Below are 21,180 nucleotides of genomic sequence, written 5' to 3'. Positions count from 1 at the left end.
TGTCTCCTGGGGATGGGTAGAATTTATTTTTGTGTGAATGCTCGAACCATCAGTGCGCCAGTCTCCGCACCACCAGGCGCGTGAGCGCGGCCGGCGCGACGCGTGTCGCGAACGACAACACTCCCGTTTGCAGACCGACGTTCCAGTGGGTCTTGTGGATCAACCGGCGCGAGGTGGCGCAGCGCCACACCGTCGCGGCGACGTCCGCTGGCGTCAAACGGATGCCGAGCGATTTGGCGCTGGCGATGCGCTCGAAACCGGTGGCCATCCCGGTCCGCACGAAGCTGGGCCAGATGTCGCTGACGCGGATGCCGAACCGGCTCCATTCCAGGTCCAGGCCCTCGGTGAAGCCGCGCACCGCGAACTTGGTCGCCGAGTAGGTCACCAGATCGGGCTGGCCATAGATCGCCGTGGCCGAGGCCATGTTGATCACGCGCGCACCTGGCGTCTGTGCCAGATACGGATAGGCGCTGTGGCAGCCGATCACGATACTGGCCACGTTCACGTCCAGCATGGCCCGGTGCCGGGCCAGCGGCACGGTCTCGAACGGTCCCGCCGTCAATATCCCCGCGTTGTTGAACAAAACGTCGAACCGCGCACCGCTATGCGCCCAGAAATGCGCCAGCGCCCGGTCCCACGCAGCCGGGTCGCCGACGTTGAGGTGACCGCAGCAGGCGTTCCCCTCCCCCAGCGCGGCGGCGAGGTCGGCCACGCCTTCCACGTTCACATCGTACAAACCGACGAACCAGCCACGGCTGGCGAACAACTCGGCGCAGGCCCGTCCTATCCCTGACGCCGCACCAGTCACGAAGATCGCCGGCCGCTGGCCGACACCGGCCAATTGCGCCACCTTATCCATGCTCCTGCCTCCACAAGGCGCGCAGCTTGAGTTTGTCGACCTTGCCGACCGCGTTCTTGGGCAGGCTGCCGACGACGTGGATGGCGGCCGGCCGCTTGTAGCGCGTCAGCCGCGCGGCGCAATGGTCGTTCAAGGCTTCCAGCGTGCAGTCCTGTCCGGCGCGGCAGGCCACGTAGGCGACCACAATTTCGCCCAGCGTCGGATGCGGCGCGCCGATGACCGCCGCCTCCAGCACGGCGGGGAACGCGGCGAGCGCATCCTCGATCTCCTTCGGATAGATGTTCTCGCCGCCACGGATGATCATTTCCTTCAGCCGGCCCACGATGGACAGGTAGCCGTCGGCATCGATGCACCCCAGGTCGCCCGTGCGCAGCCAGCCGTCGACGATGGTCTTGGCGGTCTCCTCCGGCTTGCCCAGATAGCCGCGCATGACGTTCGGCCCCTGCACCACCACCTCGCCGGTCTCGCCGGCCGGCAGCAGGCGGCCGGCCGCGTCGGCGATCGCGACGCGCTGGCCCGGAAATGGCAAGCCCACCGTTCCGGCCTTGCGCACGCCGTCCAGCGGGTTGATGGTCGATGCGCAGGTGCCCTCCGACAAGCCATAGCCCTCCACCACGGGGAAGCCATAGCGCGCCTCGAAGTGGGTCAGCAATTCCGCCGCCGCCGGCGCCGCGCCGCAGATGCCGTAGCGCAGGCTGGAGGTGTCCGGTGTCACGTGTTCCGGCAACGCATCGAGCAAGGCGTAGATGGTCGGCACCGCCGAGAAATACGTCGGCCGCAGTCGCTCGACGTCGGCGAAGAAGGTCTCGATGTCGAAACGGGCCCGGATGGTGACCCGGCTGCCGGCCGACAGCGGCGTCAGGATGCTGGCCACGATGCCGTTGACGTGGAACAGCGGCAGCACCAGCAGGCAATGGTCGCTCGCCGTGATCCGCATGGCGTCGCGCGACATCTGCGCCATCGCTTCGAGGTTGGCATGGTCCAGCATCACGCCTTTTGGCAGGCCGGTCGTGCCGCTGGTGTAGATCAGCAACGCCAGGGCGGCCGTGTCCGCGACCGGCGGCACCGCGTGGTGCGCCCCGAACTGCACCTCGCCGTGCAGCGCGGTTGCCGGTATCGTTTGCACGTGCTGCAGCACCTTGGCGCCACTGCCATTGATCAATAGTCTGGCGCCGGAATCGCTCATCTGATGGATGGCCTCCTGCGCCGTCAGGTTGGGGTTGATGGGGGTGACGGCGGCGCCCAGCCGCCACGCGGCGAACATCGCCACCACGAATTCAACCTGGTTGGGCAACATGATGGCCACCACGTCCCCCTTGCGGATGCCGAGTTCGTCGAACAGCCCGGCGGCCACCAGCACCCTGGAATAGAACTCGCCATTGGACAGGCTGGCCGTCGCGTCGGCCACACAGTGGGCTTGCGGCGCCTGCGCCGCGCGCAGGTCTGGAAGTTTGGAAAATCGCATGATTACACTCTCAAAAATACGTTGTCGCGGCGCGCCGCTCAGCGCGCCGACAAATGCCGCGCCAGGAACTCGGTCTGGTCGGCCACCGCGCGCTCGAAGTGCTCGCCAAGATAGAAATCGAAGTGGCCGCAGTCATACAGCTTGATCTCGCCGCGCGGCGCCCGTCCGGCCATGGCGATGGTGCGTTCCGGCGGCGTGACCGTGTCGGTCCGGCTCACGCAGAACAGGATCGGCGGTTTGACCTTGGCGGCCCGCCGTCCCGGACGGTAGCTGACGATCTCGGGGATCACCCGGGCGGCGACCCGGTTGACAAAGGCCATCCCCTTGGGCATCAACGCCAGATAGCCGGGCAAGGCGTCATGGGCGTTCATCAACGCCGGCTGGCCGGGCAGCGCCGCGATCGGCACCATCACTGGCGGTTTGCCGAACAAGCGCGCCGCGAAATCGCGTACCACCACCGGCGTGATCTGCAGCGTCGCCTTCAGGCCCAGCGCGGTGGCCGATTCGAAGCCATCCGTGAACGGGCATTGGCTGATGGCCGCCTTCAGCTCGGGATGCCGGCTGGCCACCTGGATCGCGTGGCCGCCGCCGAAGGAACTGCCCCAGATCGCCACCCGACTGCCGTCGAGTTCGGGGCGGTCCTTGACGAAATCAAGCGCCGCATCCCAGTCAGCCAGCTGACGGCCCACCGACATCAACTGGCGCGGCACACCACCACTGTCGCCAAAATAACGGTAGGTGAACGCCAGCGTCGCGATACCGGCTGCGGCGAAGCGTTCCGAATAGGCGTCCAGGCGCATTTCGCGCACGGCGCCCAGCCCGTGGCCCAGCACCACCACCGGCGGCCGCTCAACGCCGACCGGCAGATACAGCCATGCCGAACAATAGGCTTCTCCGGATTGGAAACGAATACTGCTACGGGTGAATTGATGAGGAGTCTGTGCCATGGGATTCACTTGACGGTTTGACTGCCGGTGAACGGAAAATGCCCAAGCTCCAACGCCTGCTCGAAGATGGCGGGTTGGTACAGGGGCAAGTCGCCTTCGCGCTCGGTGCGCGCCATGTATTCGATCATCAGCGACTGCGAACTTGCCCCCGACAACGCCGACATGAATTCGGTGCGCTCCACATGCAAGCCATCCTCCAGCGACATCGAGCCGCCAACGTAGACCGCACGCTTGATGGCGCGGATGGCCTCACGTGGGCGCGCGCCCAAGTACTGGGCCAGCGCCAGCGCGCGCTCGATCAGCGCGTCGGGCGCCACGACCTCGTCGACCAGGCCGATCTCAAGTGCCCGCGCCGGCGATGCCGGACGTCCTTCGAGCATCATCATCAGCGCGCGATGGGCGCCGACCAGGCGCGTCAAGCGCTGCGTGCCGCCACCGCCTGGCGGAATGCCCAGCAATACCTCGGGTTGGCCGATGAAGAAGTCACCATCCGCCATTAAGCGCACATCGCAGGCTTGCGCCAGTTCGCTGCCGAGGCCCAGCGCCGAACCATTCAGCGCACCGATGAACACGACGCCGCAGCGGTTCATGCGCATGAAGGTGTCGTGGAGCTTGTCGAGCTGCATGGCGCCTCCCAACGGCGTGTAGGCCGCCATGGGCGCCACCAGCGGCATGCGCCGCACCGTGGCCGCGCTGTGCGCAACGGCAGACGTCATGCCGCGTGCGATGGAAGGGATGGTGGTGCCGCCCTCCTGCAACCACGGCACGTCCGCATGGCCGATGAAGCGGCCAGGATGCGTCCCGGTCAAAACCACCGCCTTGACCTGCTGATCGGACTCCAGTTCGTCGACCAGGTCGGCCAGCGCCTCGGCCATCTCCAGCCCCATCACCCCTTGCGGACCGCCATCCAGACGCACCATCAATACCGCACCATGGTTGTCCACTTCCAGCCCACCGGGCCGGATCCTCGTGTTCTTCATGTCCTGTCTCCTTGAATGAATCAACTTCTGACGATAAATAACATTGTTATGGCTCACAATAACACTGTTATTTGCGGATTTCAAGATTGAATTCACGCGGTGCGGACCGCCGCTCGACTATTTGTTGCGAAGCTGGACGATTTTGTTGTTTTGCGCCGAAGACCAGAGCGCCCCGGCGGCGGCGCCCGAAGCTTCGGCCTTGTCACGCTTGGCGCCCATGCCGACCACCAGGTTGACGCACATGGGCACCAGCACGTCGACAACTGGGTTGGCGATATTGGCGAAGTGCCCGCCAAGGTCGAGCATGATGAAGCCGTGCAGCGCGCTCCACAGCTGCAGCGCCATGAGATCGGGATCGACATTACGGACGCACTTGGCGGTCACCAGCCGCGCGCACCCCTGCAGCAGAAAGGTGTAGGCCGCGCGGAACGATGGCGATTGTCCACTCAAGATGGGTTCGGCGTCGCCGCGGGAAGGACTGTAGCGGCCATGGATCGACAGGCCGAACATCAGATCATAGAGATGCGGGTTGCGCCGCGCGAAGTCATGGCAGGCCAGCGCCATCGCGCACAAGTCGGCCATCGGATCGTCGGTCAGCGCCAGCCGGCCGAAGACGGCCGCTTGCTGCCGGAAGCCGTCGTCGGCCACCGCTTGCAACAGCTCCGGCACACCGCCGAAATACGTGTACACCCCCATGGTGGACAGCTGCGCTTCCGTCGCCACCGAGCGCGCCTTCACTTCGGACGGTCCGCTCCGCGCCAGCAAACGGATAGCAGCTTCAACAAGGCGCGTGCGCGGGTCCTGCAGGGAGATATCAATGGTCATCGAGATAGAGAGTGGGGCTATAACAGCGTTATCATAGCATGCCCCCTCCCTGCTCCGAGACGCTCGCAGTAGCCTGGAACGCCTGCGCCGCGCAATCCACCGGCGGCCAGCGAAGAGCGCCAGCCCGATTCAACGTTCGCTATTCTTGTCGCACCCAAGTCTGCGTACGCCCCAGCAAGGGCACGCCAATATAGCCGCGCACGTTCAGCTTCCTGCCACCGTCGATCAGTTGGACCTTGCTGCGATAAGTCTTGCCATTGTCCGGATCGAGGATCTGCCCGCCGGCAAATTCTTCGCCGTCGCGTCTCAAACCGCTCAGAATCACCAATCCGACAATTGGCGCATCTTTGCTGGCACCCACGCATTTCTCGCACTTGGGGTTAGGACCTTCGTCAGGGCCAGGAAATACCTTCTCAATCTTGCCTTGTAACGTGCCGTTCAGCTCGGTTATGCGTATCAGCGCTCTGGGCTTACCGCTAATGTCATCAATGTTGCGCCACAAACCGGCCGGCGAGCTATCGTCGGCCCAGACCACAGGCGACAACAGTGCCGCCAAAAGAGTTAGTACGACGAAGCTTGATTGTTTCAAATTACGCATTGCAATAGTCTCCATAATCGACTGCAAGATGACGCGTGAGGTCAGCGAGGACCACAACGAGCACGCAGCCGCCATCGTCAGGCGGCAACTAGTTGCACCACAACCTTCCCTTTGGCCCTGCCCTCCTCCAGATACGCCAATCCCTGTTTCGCTTGAGCAAACGGCACCACCCGGTCGATCACCGGACGGATGCGCGACGATTCCAACAGCTCGGCGATCTTGGCGAGTTGGCGCCCATCCGGACGCACGAACAGGAATGAATACCTTGCACGTTGTTTGGTCGCAAGGCGGATGATCTTCCGGCTCAACAGCCCAAACACGAAGCGCATCAGGAAGTTCATGCCGCGCGCGCGCGCGATGGCCACATCCGGCGGTCCGATGAGCGAGACCACACTGCTGCCGGGCCGCAAAATCCGCATCGCCTTTTCGAGCCCGTCGCCACGCACCGTGCCCAAGACGACGTCATAGCCCTTCAGCACCTGCTCAAATTCCTGCTTCTTGTAGTCGACCACCTCGTCCGCGCCCAAGCTGCGCACCAACTCCACGTTGGCCGTGCTGGTGGTCGTCCCCACCTCGGCGCCCAGATGCTTGGCAAGCTGGATCGCGAACGTTCCAATGCCACCCGAGCCGGCCGGAATGAATACGCGCTGTCCACGCTTGACCTGAGCACGTTCGGCCAGCGCTTGCCAGCTAGTGAGCCCGACCATCGGAATCGACGCCGCTTGCACAAAGTCCAGATTGGAGGGTTTGAGCGCCGCGACATGCTCCGGGACCGCAGCGTATTCAGCAAGCGAGCCCTTACCCAGGTCAAACAGGCTGGCGAACACCGCATCTCCAACTTTAAAGCGCGATACTCGACTGCCGACCTCGACCACGATCCCGGCCAGATCGCTGCCCAGCGTGGCCGGCAACTCAAATTTGAGCATGGGCTTGAAACTGCCCTTCGGTATCATGTAGTCGACCGGGTTCAGACCAACCGCGTGAACCTGGACCAGGATTTCATCCGGCTTGATCATAGGCCGGGGAACATCGGCGAATTGGATCTGATCGGATCCACCATAGCTTTTCAAGACAAGTGCTTTCATTGCTGTTCTCTTCGAATACGTTAAAAAATATGCCGCCCAGACTCTGGCGTGCCGCCATCGCCTGGACCGTTGTCTATCCTGCCGACCAATCCACCCCAGCGCTGCGTTCCACGCCCCGATCAGACAGCGGCAGAAAGCGCGGGATAATCGGTATAACCCTGCGCACCCGGGGTATAGAAAGTGCTTGGATCGGGAACGTTCAGCGGCTGATCCCCACACATGCGCTCGACCAGGTCCGGGTTGGCCAGGAACGCCCGCCCCATGGCGATCAGGTCCGCCTGCCCCGCGCTCAGCGCCTGCTGCGCACTGGCCTTGTCGAAACCACCTGCGAGGATGAAGGGACCGTTGAACGCGGCCCTCAGGTCGGCCTTCAGTCGGGCCGGAACGGGCGGCGCGCCGATGGCCGAATGGTCGAGCACATGCACGTACATCACCCCCAGCGCAGAGAGTTCCTTCACCAGCGACAGATATTGCTCGTCCACCCCGTCATAGCCGCCGGTCGCATTAAAGACGCCGTACGGCGACAGGCGGATGCCGACACGGGCCGCCCCGATTTCCGCAGCGACGGCGCGCGCCACCTCCAGCACGAAGCGATTGCGCCCGGCCGGAGTGGCGCCGTAACCATCGGTGCGACGGTTGACATTCGCGTTCAGGAATTGTTCGAGCAGATAGCCGTTGGCGGCATGCAGCTCGATGCCGTCAAAGCCCGCCGCGATCGCCAGCCGCGCGGCAGTTGCGTACTCAGCAATCGCATCCGCGATGTCGGCCTCGGTCATCGCTCGCGGCGGCGTATGCGGCTGGCTACCCTTGCTGTCGGTCCACATCTCGCCGGGACAGGTTTCCGGCGAAGGGCCCAGCACCGTGGCGCCGGCCGGCAGGTTTTCCTGGTGGCTTACGCGTCCGGTATGCATCAACTGCACAACGATCTTGCCGTTTCTGGCGTGGACCGCGTCGGTGACCAGTTTCCAGCCTTGAACTTGGGCATCGTTGAACAAGCCCGGTATGCGGGCGTAGCCCAAACCGTTTGGCGATGGCGAGGTGCCCTCGGTGATGATCAGGCCGGCGCTCGCACGCTGGGCATAATACGTGGCCATCAGGCTGTTCGGCGTGTTGTCTTCAACGGCACGACTGCGGGTGAGCGGCGACATCACGATACGATTGTTCAGATGGATGGCGCGCAGGGGGAAGGTGTCAAATAGCATTTTTCAAGTGTCCTGACAGAGAATTCAATAGGAAATTATTGTTGCAACAGGCGTGGCGCGACGCGCCCGGTTTGTGCGGTGCCGAAGAGCGCGGTGCGCGCGGTCTCAAAGCGTTCGATCACATCCAGCTCCGCGACGGACGGCCAGGTGGCATGCTCGCCCTGATCAAGCGCGGTCAGCGCCGCATCCACCATGTCTTCGGCCGCCATGACGGACTCGGGCGCAAACGCCGACAGCGGCACGCCGGAGTTGTCCCACACTTCCGTCGCAGTGGCGGCCGGCAGGACGACCTGGATCCGCACGCTGGTGTCGGCCAGTTCCTGTTGCAAGCCGCGACTGAACGCCAGTACAAAGGCCTTGGTGCCACTGTAGACAGCACTGACCGGCAGTGTGTTCACGGCCATCACGGAAGAGATGTTGATGATCGTGCCTTCATTGCGCGCCTTCATGCGAGGCAGGACCGCATGGGTCAGGCGCGTCAGCGCGGTGACGTTCAGCGCGATCTGCGACAACGAGTCCTGCAACGGACTGGCCGCGATCGGCGCGAGCCGGGCAATGCCGGCGTTATTGACAAGCACGCTAACGTTCGGATCGGTGGCCAGTAATTGCTCGACTGCCGCCTGCCCCGCCTCCGTCCCAAGGTCGGCGATCAAGGGCTCGACGCGCACGCCGTGCGCTGCCGCTATCTTTGCCGACAACGATTGCAAGCGGTCCGCGCGGCGCGCCACCAGCACCAGGTCGTAGCCTCGCTTGGCAAGGCGATCCGCATAGACTGCACCAATGCCCGACGAGGCACCGGTTACAACCGCAGTTTTTCGTAATGAAGTCGTCATGGTCTACCCCTTTGTTAATGCCGTGCGCATCGCGCCTGGCTGCGTTGATTAAATATGATGATCATCATATTACAGTGTAAAAAAATTGCCGCGGATTCAGGCGGCAACCGTTGGAAACTGCTTTAGCGTCGCTGCACACAATGCCGAGGAAAGCTTCGCATCATCGACGGCGCGCGCCACCATGGTGGTGCCAATCAAGGCGCAGACCAACGCCATCGCTCGCTCGTGTGCGTGGGGTTGGCCCCAATCGGGCATCTGGCGCGCAAATACATCTATCATCTCCTTGATGTGTATCGTCGCCGCCCGTCGCACTTCCGGCGCCTGACGGGGCATCTCCGAACCCAGTGCCGAAACCGGGCACCCAGTCTCAATGGCCGCTATATGCTCGGGTGACAAATACGCCTGCATCATGGCCTGTATGGCCTGCCCCGGCGGAGCGGCAGCGGCAACTTTGGCCGCCAGAGCGACCGCTTCCGCACCTGCACGATCGCCTGCCTCAGCCAGCAACGCATCCCGGGAGTCAAAGTGCGCATAAAACCCACCGTGGGTAAGACCGGCCTCTTTCATGATATCCGCTACGCCGGTGCCGCTATAGCCGCTACGACGGATCGCACGGGAAGCCACTTCCACAATGCGCTCATGCGTCATTTCCTTGCGGCCGGGCGCTGAAGATTTGGTCAGTTTTTTTGACATGATCACCATCATATACCATTTCCATGGAGCGTGCATGTGATCCGTTTGGATTCGATGGACGGGTCCGGGAATTCTGACGGGACTACCCGCCCCTTCAGCTCCGGTCGAAAAAGACATTCAGCGCACACCCACCACAAACAAAAAGGTCGTTGATGATCAATACCGCATCATCAACGACCTTCAATTTTTCTCTTTAAATCAACGATTTAAAGCGAGCTCGTCACTCCCATTCGATTATTATTTGGCCATCTAAGCGATTGATCTTGTTGATGTTATTCGGAAAAGCCACAGGCGATACCATCAGAAACACCATCAACCCGATCTTCAATGCGCGATGCCCGTCAGGTCACGCGAACAGTTGGAAGCGATGGTTTCAGCCGTGGGCGGCCACTCTTGCCTGAACTCTCCGGGGATTTAGGATTTGCGGATTAGGCTTCATTCGAGCGCGCATCCGCATGATGGATCGGGCGCTCACCCGGCGCATGGCGCCGCATTGCCATGTCGGCCAAGTAGCGATCAGCTGAAATGGCATAAGTGACCGCCATTACACATGGTCACAATCCTAATCTATCATCATCTGCCCGCCATCAAAAGCATCCTGCCGTTTAGCACCTGCCAAGATAGGCTGGCGAAGTGACTAATTTATGTTATAGTCACCAGACACAAACCAAAGTTGAGCCACGGATCATGCCCATGCTACCCAAACGCACCCTTCTCCTGCCCGCCATCGCCGCACTGGTCACCGGATGCGCTGCCGGGCCAGATTACGTCCAGCCCGGCAACACGCTGCCGAAGCACTACCTTAGCCAAACCGCGATTGAGCACCGGCAAGCCAGCGCCAGCGCCGACCTCGCGGTGTGGTGGGAAGGCTTTGGCGACCCACTACTGAGCCGCCTCGTCACCCAGGCGCTGCAGCAGAATCTCGATCTCGCGCAGGCTTCCGCGCGCGTTGCCCAAGCGCGCGCAGGCCTCGGGGCGGCCAACGCCGCGCTGCTTCCTTCAGGCAATGTCAGCGCCCAGGGCGCGCGCGCCTACCAGTCGCTGGAAACGCCGCTGGGACAAATCCTGAATGCGACACCCGGCTTCGACCGTCATGGCGACAGCTATGAAGCGAACCTCGCGGCTGGCTGGGAATTGGACGTGTTCGGCGGCCTGCGCCGTGGACGCGAAGCGGCATTGGCCGACTACCAGGCGTCCGAGGCGGGCCTGGCGGCGACACGGCTGGCCGTGGCGGCGCAAACGGCCGACATCTACATCACGATCCGCGGCCTGCAAACCCGCCTGCACGTGGCCCGCGACCAGGTGCAGACGCAGCAGAAATTAGTCTCGACAATCAATCTCTTGTATGCCAAAGGACTGGCGGCCGAATTGCAGTTGCGGCAAGCCGAGGGCGCGCTGGCCCAGGTACAGGCATCGATACCGGTGCTCGACTCCGGACTGGACGCGGCCATGAATGCGCTCGACGTCATGCTGGGCACGGCGCCCGGCGCCCATCGGGATGCCCTGACGACGCCGGGCGAGATTCCCGCCGCGCCGCGCATCGCGGCGACCGGCACACCGGGCGACCTGCTGCGGCGCCGACCCGATCTGATCGTCGCCGAACGCCGCCTGGCTGGCGCGAACGCGCGCATCGGCATGGAGGTCGCCGAGTATTACCCCAAGTTTTCCTTGAGCGGCATGCTCGGCAGCGCGACGACGGTTTCCGCCGGCAACCTGTTCAGCGGCGGCGCCAACCAGGCCGCCGGCGTGCTGGGCCTGCGCTGGCGGCTGTTCGACTTTGGCCGCATCAACGCGCAGATCGACGCGGCCAAAGGGCAGGAAGCGGAAGCGCTGGCGGCCTACCGCCTGGCTGCGCTACGCGCCACCGAAGACGTGGAAAACGCGTTTTCCGCGCTGGTCAACCGCGAACAGCAGGCCGGCATCCTGGCCCAGGGCGTGGCCTCGCTCAGCCGCGCGCGCGGGGCTTCGTTTGCCGCCTACGAAAAAGGCGTGGTCAGCCTCATCGAAGTCTTGCAGGCCGATGACAACCTGCTGCGCGCCAGCGATATGCGGGCGCAGGCGCAAACCGAATCGGCGCGCGCGGCCGTGGCCGCCTTCAAGGCGCTGGGCGGAGGCTGGCAGCCCGCGAACACCGTCGCCATCGCCGCAGCCAATTAAACACCATGGCGATAGCTTCCTACGCCGCCGGCATGGCCGATCCATCCACGCGCATACCGGCGCATGATTACCATATTACGAATTGGTCACTTATTGTGCATTGATGCGCCGCGCGGTAAGCTATCGGCCATGAACAAGCCCAGCCTCTCCCCCACCTCCGCCCGCGGCCCCGTCGAGCACGAGGTACGCGCTCAAATCGTCGCCGAAGCCACCAAGCACTTCGGCTTGTATGGTTACCAAAAGACCACCGTTTCCGACCTTGCCAAGGCGATCGGCTTTTCCAAGGCCTATATCTACAAATTCTTCGAATCCAAGCAAGCGATCGGCGAAGTGATTTGCGCCAATTGCATCAGTCAACTCGAAGCGGAGATGAAGGCCGCCATCGCCAGCACCGACCGGCCGCCGGAACAGTTACGGCGCATGTTCAAGGCCGCCGTGGACGCAGGCCTGCGTCTGCTGTTCGAAGACCGCAAGTTGTACGACATCGCCGCATCGGCCGCGACCGAGCGCTGGCAGGTGGTGCTTGACTACGAGGAACACATCGGCGCCATGTTGCGGGACATCCTGCGCCAGGGACGCGAAAGCGGGGAATTCGAGCGCAAGACGCCGCTCGACGAAACGGCCGGCGCGATCTACCTGGTCATGCGCCCCTATCTCAATCCCCTGCTCTTGCAGTACGGCCTCGACTATACGGACGAAGCCCCGGCCCTGTTGTCCAGCCTGGTGCTGCGCAGCCTGTCCCCCTGAAAAAATGTCGCAGGCGACGGTTTGTGACCGTTGACAAAATTAGTCACTAGTCCCAAAATGAAATCCTGTCTGGATTTCTTAGGGGATTTCTATGTTCCGCCGCCTCGCTGTTCCTGCTGTCATGGCAGCCTTACCGTTCGCGCTGTTCGCCTGCGGCGATAAAACGCAATCCGATCCACGCACCGTCGTGCCGCTGGTGCGCGCCGCCACCGTCCAAAACGCGACCACCGGGTCGCGCGCCTTCACCGGCGTCGTCGCCGCCCGGGTCCAGAGCGACCTCGGTTTCCGGGTGGCCGGCAAAGTGCTGGAACGCCTGGTCGATGCCGGCCAAACCGTGCGGCGCGGCCAGGTCCTGATGCGGATCGACCCCGCCGACCTGCAGCTGGCCGCCCATGCCCAGCAGGAGGCCGTCGCCGCCGCCCGTGCACGGGCCCGGCAGACCGCCGACGACGAAGCCCGCTATCAAAGCCTGCGCGGCACCGGCGCCATCTCTGCTGCGGCCTATGACCAGGCCAAGGCGGCGGCCGATGCCGCCCGCGCCCAGCTCAACGCGGCCGAAGCCCAAGCCGAAGTGGCGCACAACGCCAACCGCTACGCGGAACTGGTGGCGGACGCCGATGGCGTGGTCATGGAAACGCTGGCCGAACCCGGCCAGGTGGTCGGGGCGGGCCAGGCCGTGGTGCGCGTGGCGCACGCCGGGCGCCGCGAAGCCATCATCCAGTTGCCGGAAACCCTGCGCCCAGCGCTCGGCACCGACGCGGTGGCCACGCTGTTCGGCCGCGAAGACCGCGCCGTGCCGGCCAAACTGCGCCAATTGTCGGACACCGCCGACCGCCTGACCCGCACCTTCGAAGCCCGCTATGTGCTCGAAGAGGATCTGTCTGACGCGCCGCTGGGTGCCACCGTCACCATCCGGATCCCGGAAGCGCCGGCGGCGCCAGTAGCTGCCACACGCGCGGCAGCCCAGGCGGCGCAGGCCGCCCTGTCGGTGCCGCTCGCAGCCCTGTACGACGCCGGAAAAGGCCCCGGGGTCTGGGTCATTCAGGGCGCCCCGACCAAGGTGTCGTGGCGGCCGGTGATGGTCCAGCGACTGGGCGACGACGACGCGCGCGTCACCGGCCAGCTCAGGCAAGGCGAGCGGATCGTCGCGCTCGGCGCCCACCTGCTGCGCGAAGGCGAGCAAGTGCGCCTGGCCGACGCGGGCGCCACCACGGGAGCACGGCCATGAGCGAGCGCCGTTTCAACCTGTCCGCGCTCGCCGTGCGCGAGCGTTCCATCACCCTGTTCCTGATCTGCCTGATCACCCTGGCCGGCCTGGTTGCCTTCTTCAAACTGGGGCGGGCGGAAGACCCCGCCTTCACGGTCAAAGTGATGACGGTCGTCACCGCCTGGCCTGGCGCCAGCGCACAGGAGATGCAGGACCAGGTGGCGGAGAAGCTGGAGAAGCGCTTGCAGGAATTGCGCTGGTACGACCGCAGCGAAACCTACACCCGGCCCGGCCTGGCGTTCACGACCCTGACCTTGCTCGACACCACCCCGCCGTCCGAAGTGCCGGAGCAGTTCTACCAGGCGCGCAAGAAAGTCGCGGACGAAGCGGCCAACCTGCCCGCCGGCGTGATCGGCCCCATGGTCAACGACGAATACTCGGACGTCACCTTCGCCCTGTATGCCCTCAAGGCCAAGGGCGAGCAGCAGCGCGTGCTGGTGCGCGATGCGGAGACGCTGCGCCAGCGCCTGCTGCATGTGCCGGGCGTCAAAAAGGTCAACATCGTCGGCGAACAGGCCGAGCGCATCTACGTGGAGTTCTCGCATGAGCGCCTGGCCACGCTGGGCATCAGCCCGCAGGAGGTGTTCGCCGCCCTGAACAGCCAGAACGCCCTGACCCCGGCCGGCTCCGTGGAAACCCGGGGGCCGCAAGTGTTCATCCGCCTCGACGGCGCCTTCGACCAGTTGCAGAAGATCCGCGACACGCCCATCGTGGCGCAGGGCCGCACCCTGAAACTGTCGGACATCGCCACCGTCCAGCGCGGTTATGAGGACCCGGCCACGTTCATGATCCGCAACGGCGGCGAGCCGGCCCTGCTGCTGGGCGTCATCATGCGCGACGGCTGGAACGGGCTCGACCTGGGCAAGGCGCTGGACCAGGAAGTCCATGCGATCAACGCCGACCTGCCGCTGGGCCTGAGCCTGAGCAAGGTCACCGACCAGGCCGTCAACATCAGTTCGGCGGTCGATGAATTCATGGTGAAATTCTTCGTGGCGCTGCTGGTGGTGATGGTGGTGTGCTTCGTCAGCATGGGCTGGCGCGTGGGGATCGTGGTCGCCGCCGCCGTGCCGCTGACGCTGGCCACGGTGTTCGTCGTGATGGCCGCGACCGGCAAGAACTTCGACCGCATCACGCTGGGCTCGCTGATCCTGGGACTGGGCTTGCTGGTGGACGACGCCATCATCGCCATCGAAATGATGGTGGTCAAAATGGAAGAAGGCTACAGCCGCGTCGCCGCCTCCGCCTATGCCTGGAGCCATACGGCCGCGCCCATGCTGGCGGGCACGCTGGTCACGGCGGTCGGCTTCATGCCCAACGGTTTCGCCCGCTCCAGCGCCGGCGAGTACACCAGCAACATGTTCTGGATCGTCGGCATTTCCCTGATCGCGTCATGGGTGGTGGCGGTGGTGTTCACCCCCTACCTGGGCGTCAAGCTGTTGCCCGAGCTGAGGCAAGTCGCCGGCGGCCACGATGCGCTGTACGATACGCCGCGCTATCACCGCTTCCGCCAGGTCCTCGCGCGCGTGATCGCCCGCAAGTGGCTGGCGGCCGGCACCGTGGTCGGCCTGTTCGTGCTGGCCATCGCCGGCATGGCCATCGTCAAGAAACAATTCTTCCCGATCTCGGACCGGCCCGAAGTGCTGGTCGAAGTGCAAATGCCGTATGGCACCGCGATCAGCCAGACCAGCGGCGCCGCCGCCAAGATCGAGGCATGGCTGGCCAAACAGCCGGAGGCGAAGATCGTCACGGCCTATGTGGGCCAGGGTGCGCCGCGCTTCTACATGGCGATGGGACCGGAACTGCCCGATCCCTCGTTCGCCAAGATCGTGGTCCGCACCGAAAACCCGGACCAGCGCGAGGCGTTGAAGCTGCGCTTGCGCGTGGCGGTCGCCGACGGCCTGGCCGCCGAGGCGCGCGTGCGCGTCACCCAGCTGGTGTTCGGCCCGTATTCGCCGTTCCCGGTCGCCTACCGCGTGGCCGGCCCCGACCCGGACAAGCTGCGCAGCATCGCCGCCGACGTGGAAAAACTGATGGCCGCCAGTCCGATGATGCGCACGGTCAATAACGACTGGGGCACCCGCACGCCGACGCTGCATTTCAGCCTGCAGCAAGACCGCTTGCAAGCCGTTGGGCTGACGTCCAGTGCCGCCGCGCAGCAACTGCAATTCCTGCTCAGCGGCGTGCCGATCGGCAGCGTGCGCGAAGACATCCGCACCGTGCAGCTCGTCGTCCGCTCGGCCCGTCCAGGCAGCGACGCCCGGATCGATCTGGCCAAGCTGGCCGACTTCACCCTGACCGGCGCCAATGGGCAACGCATCCCGCTGTCGCAGGTGGGCAAGGTGGAGGTGCGCGCGGAAGAACCGGTCATCCGCCGGCGCGACCGCATGCCCACCATCACCGTGCGCGGCGATATCGCCGAAGGCTTGCAGCCGCCGGACGTATCGAGTGCCATCACCAAACAATTGCAGCCCATCGTGGACCGGCTGCCGGCCGGTTACTCCATCGAAGAAGCCGGTTCGATCGAGGAATCGGGCAAGGCAACCAAGGCCATGTTGCCGTTGTTCCCCATCATGCTGGCGGCCACCCTGCTGATCATCATCTTCCAGGTGCGCTCGATCTCCGCGATGATTATGGTCTTCCTAACCAGTCCGCTTGGGCTGATCGGCGTCGTGCCCACGTTGATCCTGTTCCGGCAACCGTTCGGCATCAATGCGCTGGTGGGATTGATCGCGCTTTCGGGCATCCTGATGCGCAACACGCTGATCCTGATCGGGCAAATCCAGCACAACAAGGATGCCGGACTGAGCCCCTTCCACGCGGTGGTCGAGGCCACCGTGCAGCGCTCGCGTCCGGTGATCCTGACGGCGCTGGCGGCCATCCTGGCCTTCATCCCGCTGACCCATTCGGTGTTCTGGGGCACCCTGGCCTATACGCTGATCGGCGGAACGTTCGCCGGCACCGTCCTGACCCTGGTGTTCCTGCCGGCCATGTACGCCATCTGGTTCAAGATCAAGCCGGACCAGGCCAGCCAGCAACCGGCTGCCATGCCACACCACGGCAACGTGGCATCCATCGCCAAAACCGGCACCGGCGCGGCCTGAATGCCGGGCAGCCATTGTCAACCAGGTCCGCCGCAGCCAACGCGGCGGACCAGTCACCGGAGAGAACCTTGAACGATCAAAGAACCTTAGTCTGGGCAAACCTGCAAGCCGATGCCCAGCAGCGCATGCGCGACGGCGGCGGCGCGCCCGGGCTGGCTCGCCTGGAGCAGCTGGCCGGCAAGAGCGGGCGCGAAATACTCGAAGCCATGATGGCCGGCGCGTTGCCCCATCCCCCCATGAACGCGACCATGAACATGACGCTGCTGGAAGTCGGCGACGGCCGCGCCGTGTTCCAAGGCATCCCGCTGCATCAGCACTACAACCCGCTGGGGACGGTGCACGGCGGCTGGTTTTCCACGCTGCTGGACTCCGCCCTGGGCTGCGCGGTGCAGACCACCTTGCCGGCCGGGCGTTCCTACACCACGGCCGAACTGAGCATCAACATCGTGCGGCCGGCCACCCACAAGACCGGGCCGCTGCGCGCGGTCGCCACGGTGATCCATGCCGGCCGGCAGATGGCCACGGCGGAAGCCCGCGTCGAGGATGAACACGGTAAGTTGTATGCCCACGCGACCACGACCTGCTTTGTGTTCGAGGTGCCGTCGGTGGCCCCGATCGGGGAAAGCATTCTGGATAGTGTCGTTGCGTAACGCATTCCCCTCATCACCCATATCGAAGGAATTATGATGTCGAATCCAACAATTGTCGTGATCACCGGCGTCTCGTCGGGCATTGGACGTGTCACCGCGGAAAAGTTTGCCAAGCGCGGATGCCAGGTCTTCGGCACCGTGCGCAACACGGCAACAGCGCAGGCTATCCCGGGCGTGCAACTGGTCGAGATGGACGTCCGCGACGACGCGTCCGTTCAGCGGGGGATCGCGACCATCATCGCACAAGCCGGGCGCATCGACGTGCTGGTCAACAACGCCGGCGGCACGCTGCTCGGCGCGGTGGAGGAAACCTCGATCGCCGAGGCGCAGTCGCTGTTCGACACCAACGTGTTCGGCACCCTGCGCACCATCCAGGCGGTGCTGCCGCACATGCGCGCGCAGCGCGCGGGACGCATCGTCAACATCAGCTCCGTGCTCGGTTTCCTGCCGGCGCCGTACATGGGCCTGTATTCGGCATCCAAGCACGCGGTGGAAGGCATGTCCGAGTCGCTGGACCATGAAGTGCGCAATTTGGGCGTCCGCGTGGTGCTGGTCGAACCGTCGTACACCAAGACCAACCTCGATGCGAATGCACCGGAAGCGGCCGCAAGCATCGCCGCCTATGATGCCCAGCGCGCCACCGTCGTGCGCGCCATCGCCAACAGCGTCAACAATGCCCCGACGCCCGATGGGGTGGCCACTGCGGTGCTCGATGCGGCATTGGGCACATGGAAAATGCGGCGCACGCCAAAAGGCGAAGCTTCGCTGTTGAGCAAGCTGCGCCGCTTCATGCCCGCCGGCCCGGTCGACGCCAGCCTGCGGAAAACTTTCGGGCTGGCCTGACATGCCGGCCCCAAAGCGGCGCCGGCCGTCGTGATGCGATAGGTTGGTTGGGGCAGGCGGGCCGCCCTGCCCCGCCTGCCCAACCTTGACTAGAACATATAGCTCAGGCTGAATCGAACCGTCCGTCCGAACAAGGGGCGGGCCACGCCGCGGTTGCGCGTCCCGTCCGGCGAAAGCAGGTCGCTGAACAAGGGATCGCCCTCTGTGAACGACAACTGATTGGTCAGATTGGCGACGTGCAGATGCGCGCTCAGACGTTCCGAGATCTGGTATTGCGCGCCGGCGTTGATGATGTGGTAGGCCGGATACAGCGTCACGTTGTTATCGGTCGCCTCCGAGAAGCGCGAACCATAGTACTGGTACTGCGCGTACAGGCTGACCGGCACCCCGGTGAGATTGAGCAAGTCGTACGATGGCATCAGGTTGACCATCACTTTCGGCAGCCGGCGCGGACGGCGGCCATCCTCACTGATCTGCACGTAATGGTAGCCGGTGATCACCCCTTGTGCATCCTTATCCTCTTGGGTGATGGTGTAGTTGGCGCCGGTGACCTTGGGATTCTGCAGCACGACATTCCCCTTCAGCTCCAGACCATCCAGCGCTGCGGGCCGCCAGCTCAACTCCACTTCGGTACCCACGTTCTGGACACCGCGCTTGTAGAGCTGCGCGACATCCGGGCACGAATTAATCTGTGTGACGCCCCCCTGCGTCGCGCACGAGGCCGACTGGATGTCCTTGTAGACATTGACCGCGCTACGTGGCGAGAAGTTGTTGTAGAACAGCGCCACCGAAGCGCCAAAGCCACGGGTCAGATAACGCAAGCCCATCTCGTACTGGCGGATATGCTCGACCGCGCTCACCTCCACCTGATTGCCGTTGACCACCGTGGCCCCCGCGACGCTGAGGTCATTCAAGTCCTGCAGGCTCGGCAGGCGGAACGAATTCGATGCCAGCGCATACACGGCCAACGCCTTGCTGAAGCTGTAATTGCCCCCCAGCGACCAGCCCAGGCCATGGTAGGTCTTGTTCAGCATGGAAGGCGCGCCAGGGAAGCTGATCTCGTTATCGGCGGCCGTGTCCTGGGTCGAGCCGACCACCGTTCCGGCCGGGGTCAGGTCGACCGTGTGGTTGCGGTCACGTCGCACCACATCCGCCTTCAAGTCTTGCCAGCGCACGCCGGCATCAATCTTGAGCTTGTTGCCCATGGTTTCCCAATGGTCGAGCAGATAGGCCGCATTGCCATCGCCATGGATCTGGCTGACGAAACCGAACCAGCCTGGCAGAATCGCGCCGCCGGAGGTCAGGCTAGGGCCAACCTGTTGCCCCTGGGCGTCAACGGCCGTCAACTCGACCGGCCGCGACTGGGCCGCCACGTCCGTGACCAGCAAACCGGCCTGGAAGTTGGGCGCATAGCTGTACCGGCTCTTGTAGACGCCGAAGGTCAGGTCGTGCGTACCCTGCAACTGGAACGACTTCTGGGCTTTGAGGTCGAGGGAGGTGCTGGTGGCGTCGACATCGGCGATGAACGGCACCGCGAAGTTCAGCGTGGCTGTGCCGGGCACCAGCGCGCCGTCGTTCAGGTAGTGTCCGACCACGCCGGTGGCCTTGGCGTACTTGCGGACAAAGTCGTCGCGGCTGATGTTGGCGAAGGCCGCGCACGGGTTGCTGGCCGGCACGTTAAAGTAGCCGATCAGCTTGGCATTGCCCAGGTTGCAGCCCAGCGCCGCGCCATGCGCCGGCGAGATCACGTCGTTCTGGTAGCGGGCATTCAGGAAGTTGGTCGCCGTGGCCGTGTCGTTGCCGGTGAATACGGCATTAAAGCCGTTGCTACCCGTCGTGTAACGCAAGCCCGACGACAGCTTCCAGCCGTTGGCCAGCTCGTGCGAGCCACTGAGCGTGAGCATCCTGAAGTCCGGATGGATGCCGTCCGCCTGGTCGATCGTGCGGCTTCCATACTCCCCCAACATGTTGAAGGTGCGGTTGTACGGCGACGCGGTGGTGCCATGGGCGAAGTCGATGCCAAGCGGCTGGATGGTGTCCTGGTTGATGACGGTCGGGTTGGCCGGGGTGCCGCTGCTGGTGAAGCGTGGCACGGAGATGGGCAGGTTCTGGTAGAACGCGGTGCGGTCGTTGATCAGCAGCGCGTCGACGCGCGCCGTGCTCATGTGGTCATCGCTGGTGTAGACCAGGTTGCCGCGCACCTGGCCGCCGCGGTCGGCCGTATAGCCGGTGTCACGGATGCCGTCGCTGCGGCGGTAGAAGCCGCCCACCGCACCCGTCAGGTTGCGATTGAGCGGGCCGGAGACGAACGCGTCCTGGCGGATGAAGCCATAGTCCGCGTATTCGATCTTGTAGCCGCCGGCCAGATGGTCGCCGCCGGTGCGGGTGACGTGGTTGACCGTCGCGCCCAGGCCGTTGGAATACAGGATGCCGCCCGGACCGCCCTTGACTACCTCCACGCTGTCGGTCATCAGATCGTCGCGGATGAACACGTCGTTGTTCATGAACGGCGCTTCCGGTTCCTCGTAGGCCGGCAAGCCATCGATCAGCTGCGGCGCGAAGCGATAGCCGCCGGTGACAGGCAGGCCGCGCACCGTGATGTTGTTGCTGGCCTCACCCGCGCTACTGCCCTCCGAATACATGCCGGGGAAGTTGGCCAGCAGGTCGGCCGTGCTCATTGGTGCCAGGCGCTGGATCTCCTCGCTGCCCAGGGTGTTGATCGAAAACGTCGCGTTCTTCTTGGTCGTGGTCTTGGTCACGCCGGTGACGATGACGACGGCCGACGGGTCAGTGCCGCCGGCCTCGGCGTTTGGCTGGCCCGGGGCTGCGGCGCCGCTCTGCTGCTGGGCGAACACCAGCGCCGGCGCAAGGCAAATGGCCAGCGCCGCCGAGCGGGCGATATAACGGTTCATAGAATAGTGCATGGTG

The 21,180-nt window shown here is 64.3% G+C and carries 17 protein-coding genes; 6 read left to right on the top strand and 11 right to left on the bottom strand.

Annotated elements, in window-relative coordinates:
* Positions 1-49: 49 nt before the first annotated feature.
* The 10 genes from AC1RQG_RS22235 to AC1RQG_RS22190 all read right to left on the bottom strand — a co-directional run bounded on the left by AC1RQG_RS22235 (position 50) and on the right by AC1RQG_RS22190 (position 9,499).
* Entirely contained in the window at positions 50-859 is an 810-nt protein-coding gene (locus AC1RQG_RS22235) for an SDR family oxidoreductase (protein WP_493134627.1), read from the bottom strand.
* The gene (locus AC1RQG_RS22230) at positions 852-2,324 is read right to left on the bottom strand and encodes a class I adenylate-forming enzyme family protein (RefSeq protein ID WP_493134625.1); all 1,473 of its coding nucleotides are present in this window, start codon (positions 2,322-2,324) and stop codon (positions 852-854) included. The genes AC1RQG_RS22235 and AC1RQG_RS22230 overlap by 8 nt, the downstream gene beginning before the upstream one ends.
* A 38-nt stretch (positions 2,325-2,362) precedes the next feature.
* Positions 2,363-3,271, bottom strand: a complete 909-nt coding sequence (locus AC1RQG_RS22225) for an alpha/beta hydrolase (protein WP_493134623.1) — start codon at positions 3,269-3,271, stop codon at positions 2,363-2,365.
* A 5-nt stretch (positions 3,272-3,276) separates the two neighbouring features.
* A complete protein-coding gene (locus AC1RQG_RS22220; protein WP_493134621.1) occupies positions 3,277-4,251 on the bottom strand; it encodes an enoyl-CoA hydratase/isomerase family protein in 975 nt (324 codons plus the stop codon).
* A gap of 117 nt (positions 4,252-4,368) precedes the next feature.
* Positions 4,369-5,076, bottom strand: coding sequence for a TetR/AcrR family transcriptional regulator (locus tag AC1RQG_RS22215; RefSeq protein WP_493134619.1), 708 nt, complete (start codon positions 5,074-5,076; stop codon positions 4,369-4,371).
* Between the two features lie 139 nt (positions 5,077-5,215).
* Complete coding sequence (locus tag AC1RQG_RS22210; RefSeq protein ID WP_493134617.1) at positions 5,216-5,674, bottom strand: DUF2147 domain-containing protein; 459 nt, start codon at positions 5,672-5,674, stop codon at positions 5,216-5,218.
* 77 nt (positions 5,675-5,751) lie between these two features.
* Complete coding sequence (locus tag AC1RQG_RS22205; protein WP_493134615.1) at positions 5,752-6,759, bottom strand: NADP-dependent oxidoreductase; 1,008 nt, start codon at positions 6,757-6,759, stop codon at positions 5,752-5,754.
* A gap of 119 nt (positions 6,760-6,878) precedes the next feature.
* Positions 6,879-7,961 carry an alkene reductase gene (locus AC1RQG_RS22200; protein ID WP_493134613.1) on the bottom strand — a complete coding sequence of 361 codons (1,083 nt, stop codon included), beginning with the start codon at positions 7,959-7,961 and terminating at the stop codon, positions 6,879-6,881.
* A gap of 35 nt (positions 7,962-7,996) precedes the next feature.
* On the bottom strand, positions 7,997-8,794 hold the full coding sequence (locus tag AC1RQG_RS22195) for an SDR family NAD(P)-dependent oxidoreductase (protein ID WP_493134612.1): 798 nt from the start codon (positions 8,792-8,794) through the stop codon (positions 7,997-7,999).
* A gap of 96 nt (positions 8,795-8,890) precedes the next feature.
* A complete protein-coding gene (locus AC1RQG_RS22190; RefSeq protein ID WP_493134610.1) occupies positions 8,891-9,499 on the bottom strand; it encodes a TetR/AcrR family transcriptional regulator in 609 nt (202 codons plus the stop codon).
* Between the two features lie 681 nt (positions 9,500-10,180).
* Between AC1RQG_RS22190 and AC1RQG_RS22185 the strand changes: the two genes are divergently transcribed.
* From AC1RQG_RS22185 to AC1RQG_RS22160, 6 genes are all read left to right on the top strand, one after another.
* Entirely contained in the window at positions 10,181-11,644 is a 1,464-nt protein-coding gene (locus AC1RQG_RS22185) for an efflux transporter outer membrane subunit (RefSeq protein ID WP_493134608.1), read from the top strand.
* Between the two features lie 129 nt (positions 11,645-11,773).
* On the top strand, positions 11,774-12,391 hold the full coding sequence (locus AC1RQG_RS22180) for a TetR/AcrR family transcriptional regulator (RefSeq protein WP_493134606.1): 618 nt from the start codon (positions 11,774-11,776) through the stop codon (positions 12,389-12,391).
* 91 nt (positions 12,392-12,482) lie between these two features.
* Positions 12,483-13,619 (top strand): efflux RND transporter periplasmic adaptor subunit, encoded by a 1,137-nt coding sequence (locus AC1RQG_RS22175; RefSeq protein ID WP_493134604.1) that lies wholly within the window; start codon positions 12,483-12,485, stop codon positions 13,617-13,619.
* Entirely contained in the window at positions 13,616-16,759 is a 3,144-nt protein-coding gene (locus AC1RQG_RS22170; RefSeq protein ID WP_493134603.1) for an efflux RND transporter permease subunit, read from the top strand. Before AC1RQG_RS22175 ends, AC1RQG_RS22170 begins: the two co-directional genes overlap by 4 nt.
* A 125-nt stretch (positions 16,760-16,884) precedes the next feature.
* Positions 16,885-17,409: a PaaI family thioesterase gene (locus AC1RQG_RS22165; protein ID WP_493134710.1), complete on the top strand. Its 525-nt coding sequence runs from the start codon at positions 16,885-16,887 to the stop codon at positions 17,407-17,409.
* A 36-nt stretch (positions 17,410-17,445) separates the two neighbouring features.
* Positions 17,446-18,252 (top strand): oxidoreductase, encoded by an 807-nt coding sequence (locus AC1RQG_RS22160; RefSeq protein ID WP_493134708.1) that lies wholly within the window; start codon positions 17,446-17,448, stop codon positions 18,250-18,252.
* A gap of 89 nt (positions 18,253-18,341) precedes the next feature.
* On the opposite strand, the gene AC1RQG_RS22155 is transcribed toward AC1RQG_RS22160, so the two are convergent.
* Positions 18,342-21,176, bottom strand: a complete 2,835-nt coding sequence (locus AC1RQG_RS22155) for a TonB-dependent receptor (RefSeq protein WP_493134601.1) — start codon at positions 21,174-21,176, stop codon at positions 18,342-18,344.
* Positions 21,177-21,180 lie beyond the last annotated feature (4 nt).

This window comes from Rugamonas sp. GW822-FHT03B10 (assembly GCF_058801745.1).
This window is presented reverse-complemented; position numbering and strand designations above follow the sequence as displayed.

What these genes read in the sequence shown, in the direction of transcription:
- AC1RQG_RS22235 (WP_493134627.1), bottom strand. Translation starts at nt 859, where the DNA reads ATGGATAAGGTGGCGCAATTGGCCGGTGTCGGCCAGCGGCCGGCGATC.
- AC1RQG_RS22230 (WP_493134625.1), bottom strand. Translation starts at nt 2,324, where the DNA reads ATGCGATTTTCCAAACTTCCAGACCTGCGCGCGGCGCAGGCGCCGCAA.
- AC1RQG_RS22225 (WP_493134623.1), bottom strand. Translation starts at nt 3,271, where the DNA reads ATGGCACAGACTCCTCATCAATTCACCCGTAGCAGTATTCGTTTCCAA.
- AC1RQG_RS22220 (WP_493134621.1), bottom strand. Translation starts at nt 4,251, where the DNA reads ATGAAGAACACGAGGATCCGGCCCGGTGGGCTGGAAGTGGACAACCAT.
- AC1RQG_RS22215 (WP_493134619.1), bottom strand. Translation starts at nt 5,076, where the DNA reads ATGACCATTGATATCTCCCTGCAGGACCCGCGCACGCGCCTTGTTGAA.
- AC1RQG_RS22210 (WP_493134617.1), bottom strand. Translation starts at nt 5,674, where the DNA reads ATGCGTAATTTGAAACAATCAAGCTTCGTCGTACTAACTCTTTTGGCG.
- AC1RQG_RS22205 (WP_493134615.1), bottom strand. Translation starts at nt 6,759, where the DNA reads ATGAAAGCACTTGTCTTGAAAAGCTATGGTGGATCCGATCAGATCCAA.
- AC1RQG_RS22200 (WP_493134613.1), bottom strand. Translation starts at nt 7,961, where the DNA reads ATGCTATTTGACACCTTCCCCCTGCGCGCCATCCATCTGAACAATCGT.
- AC1RQG_RS22195 (WP_493134612.1), bottom strand. Translation starts at nt 8,794, where the DNA reads ATGACGACTTCATTACGAAAAACTGCGGTTGTAACCGGTGCCTCGTCG.
- AC1RQG_RS22190 (WP_493134610.1), bottom strand. Translation starts at nt 9,499, where the DNA reads ATGATGGTGATCATGTCAAAAAAACTGACCAAATCTTCAGCGCCCGGC.
- AC1RQG_RS22185 (WP_493134608.1), top strand. Translation starts at nt 10,181, where the DNA reads ATGCTACCCAAACGCACCCTTCTCCTGCCCGCCATCGCCGCACTGGTC.
- AC1RQG_RS22180 (WP_493134606.1), top strand. Translation starts at nt 11,774, where the DNA reads ATGAACAAGCCCAGCCTCTCCCCCACCTCCGCCCGCGGCCCCGTCGAG.
- AC1RQG_RS22175 (WP_493134604.1), top strand. Translation starts at nt 12,483, where the DNA reads ATGTTCCGCCGCCTCGCTGTTCCTGCTGTCATGGCAGCCTTACCGTTC.
- AC1RQG_RS22170 (WP_493134603.1), top strand. Translation starts at nt 13,616, where the DNA reads ATGAGCGAGCGCCGTTTCAACCTGTCCGCGCTCGCCGTGCGCGAGCGT.
- AC1RQG_RS22165 (WP_493134710.1), top strand. Translation starts at nt 16,885, where the DNA reads ATGCGCGACGGCGGCGGCGCGCCCGGGCTGGCTCGCCTGGAGCAGCTG.
- AC1RQG_RS22160 (WP_493134708.1), top strand. Translation starts at nt 17,446, where the DNA reads ATGTCGAATCCAACAATTGTCGTGATCACCGGCGTCTCGTCGGGCATT.
- AC1RQG_RS22155 (WP_493134601.1), bottom strand. Translation starts at nt 21,176, where the DNA reads ATGCACTATTCTATGAACCGTTATATCGCCCGCTCGGCGGCGCTGGCC.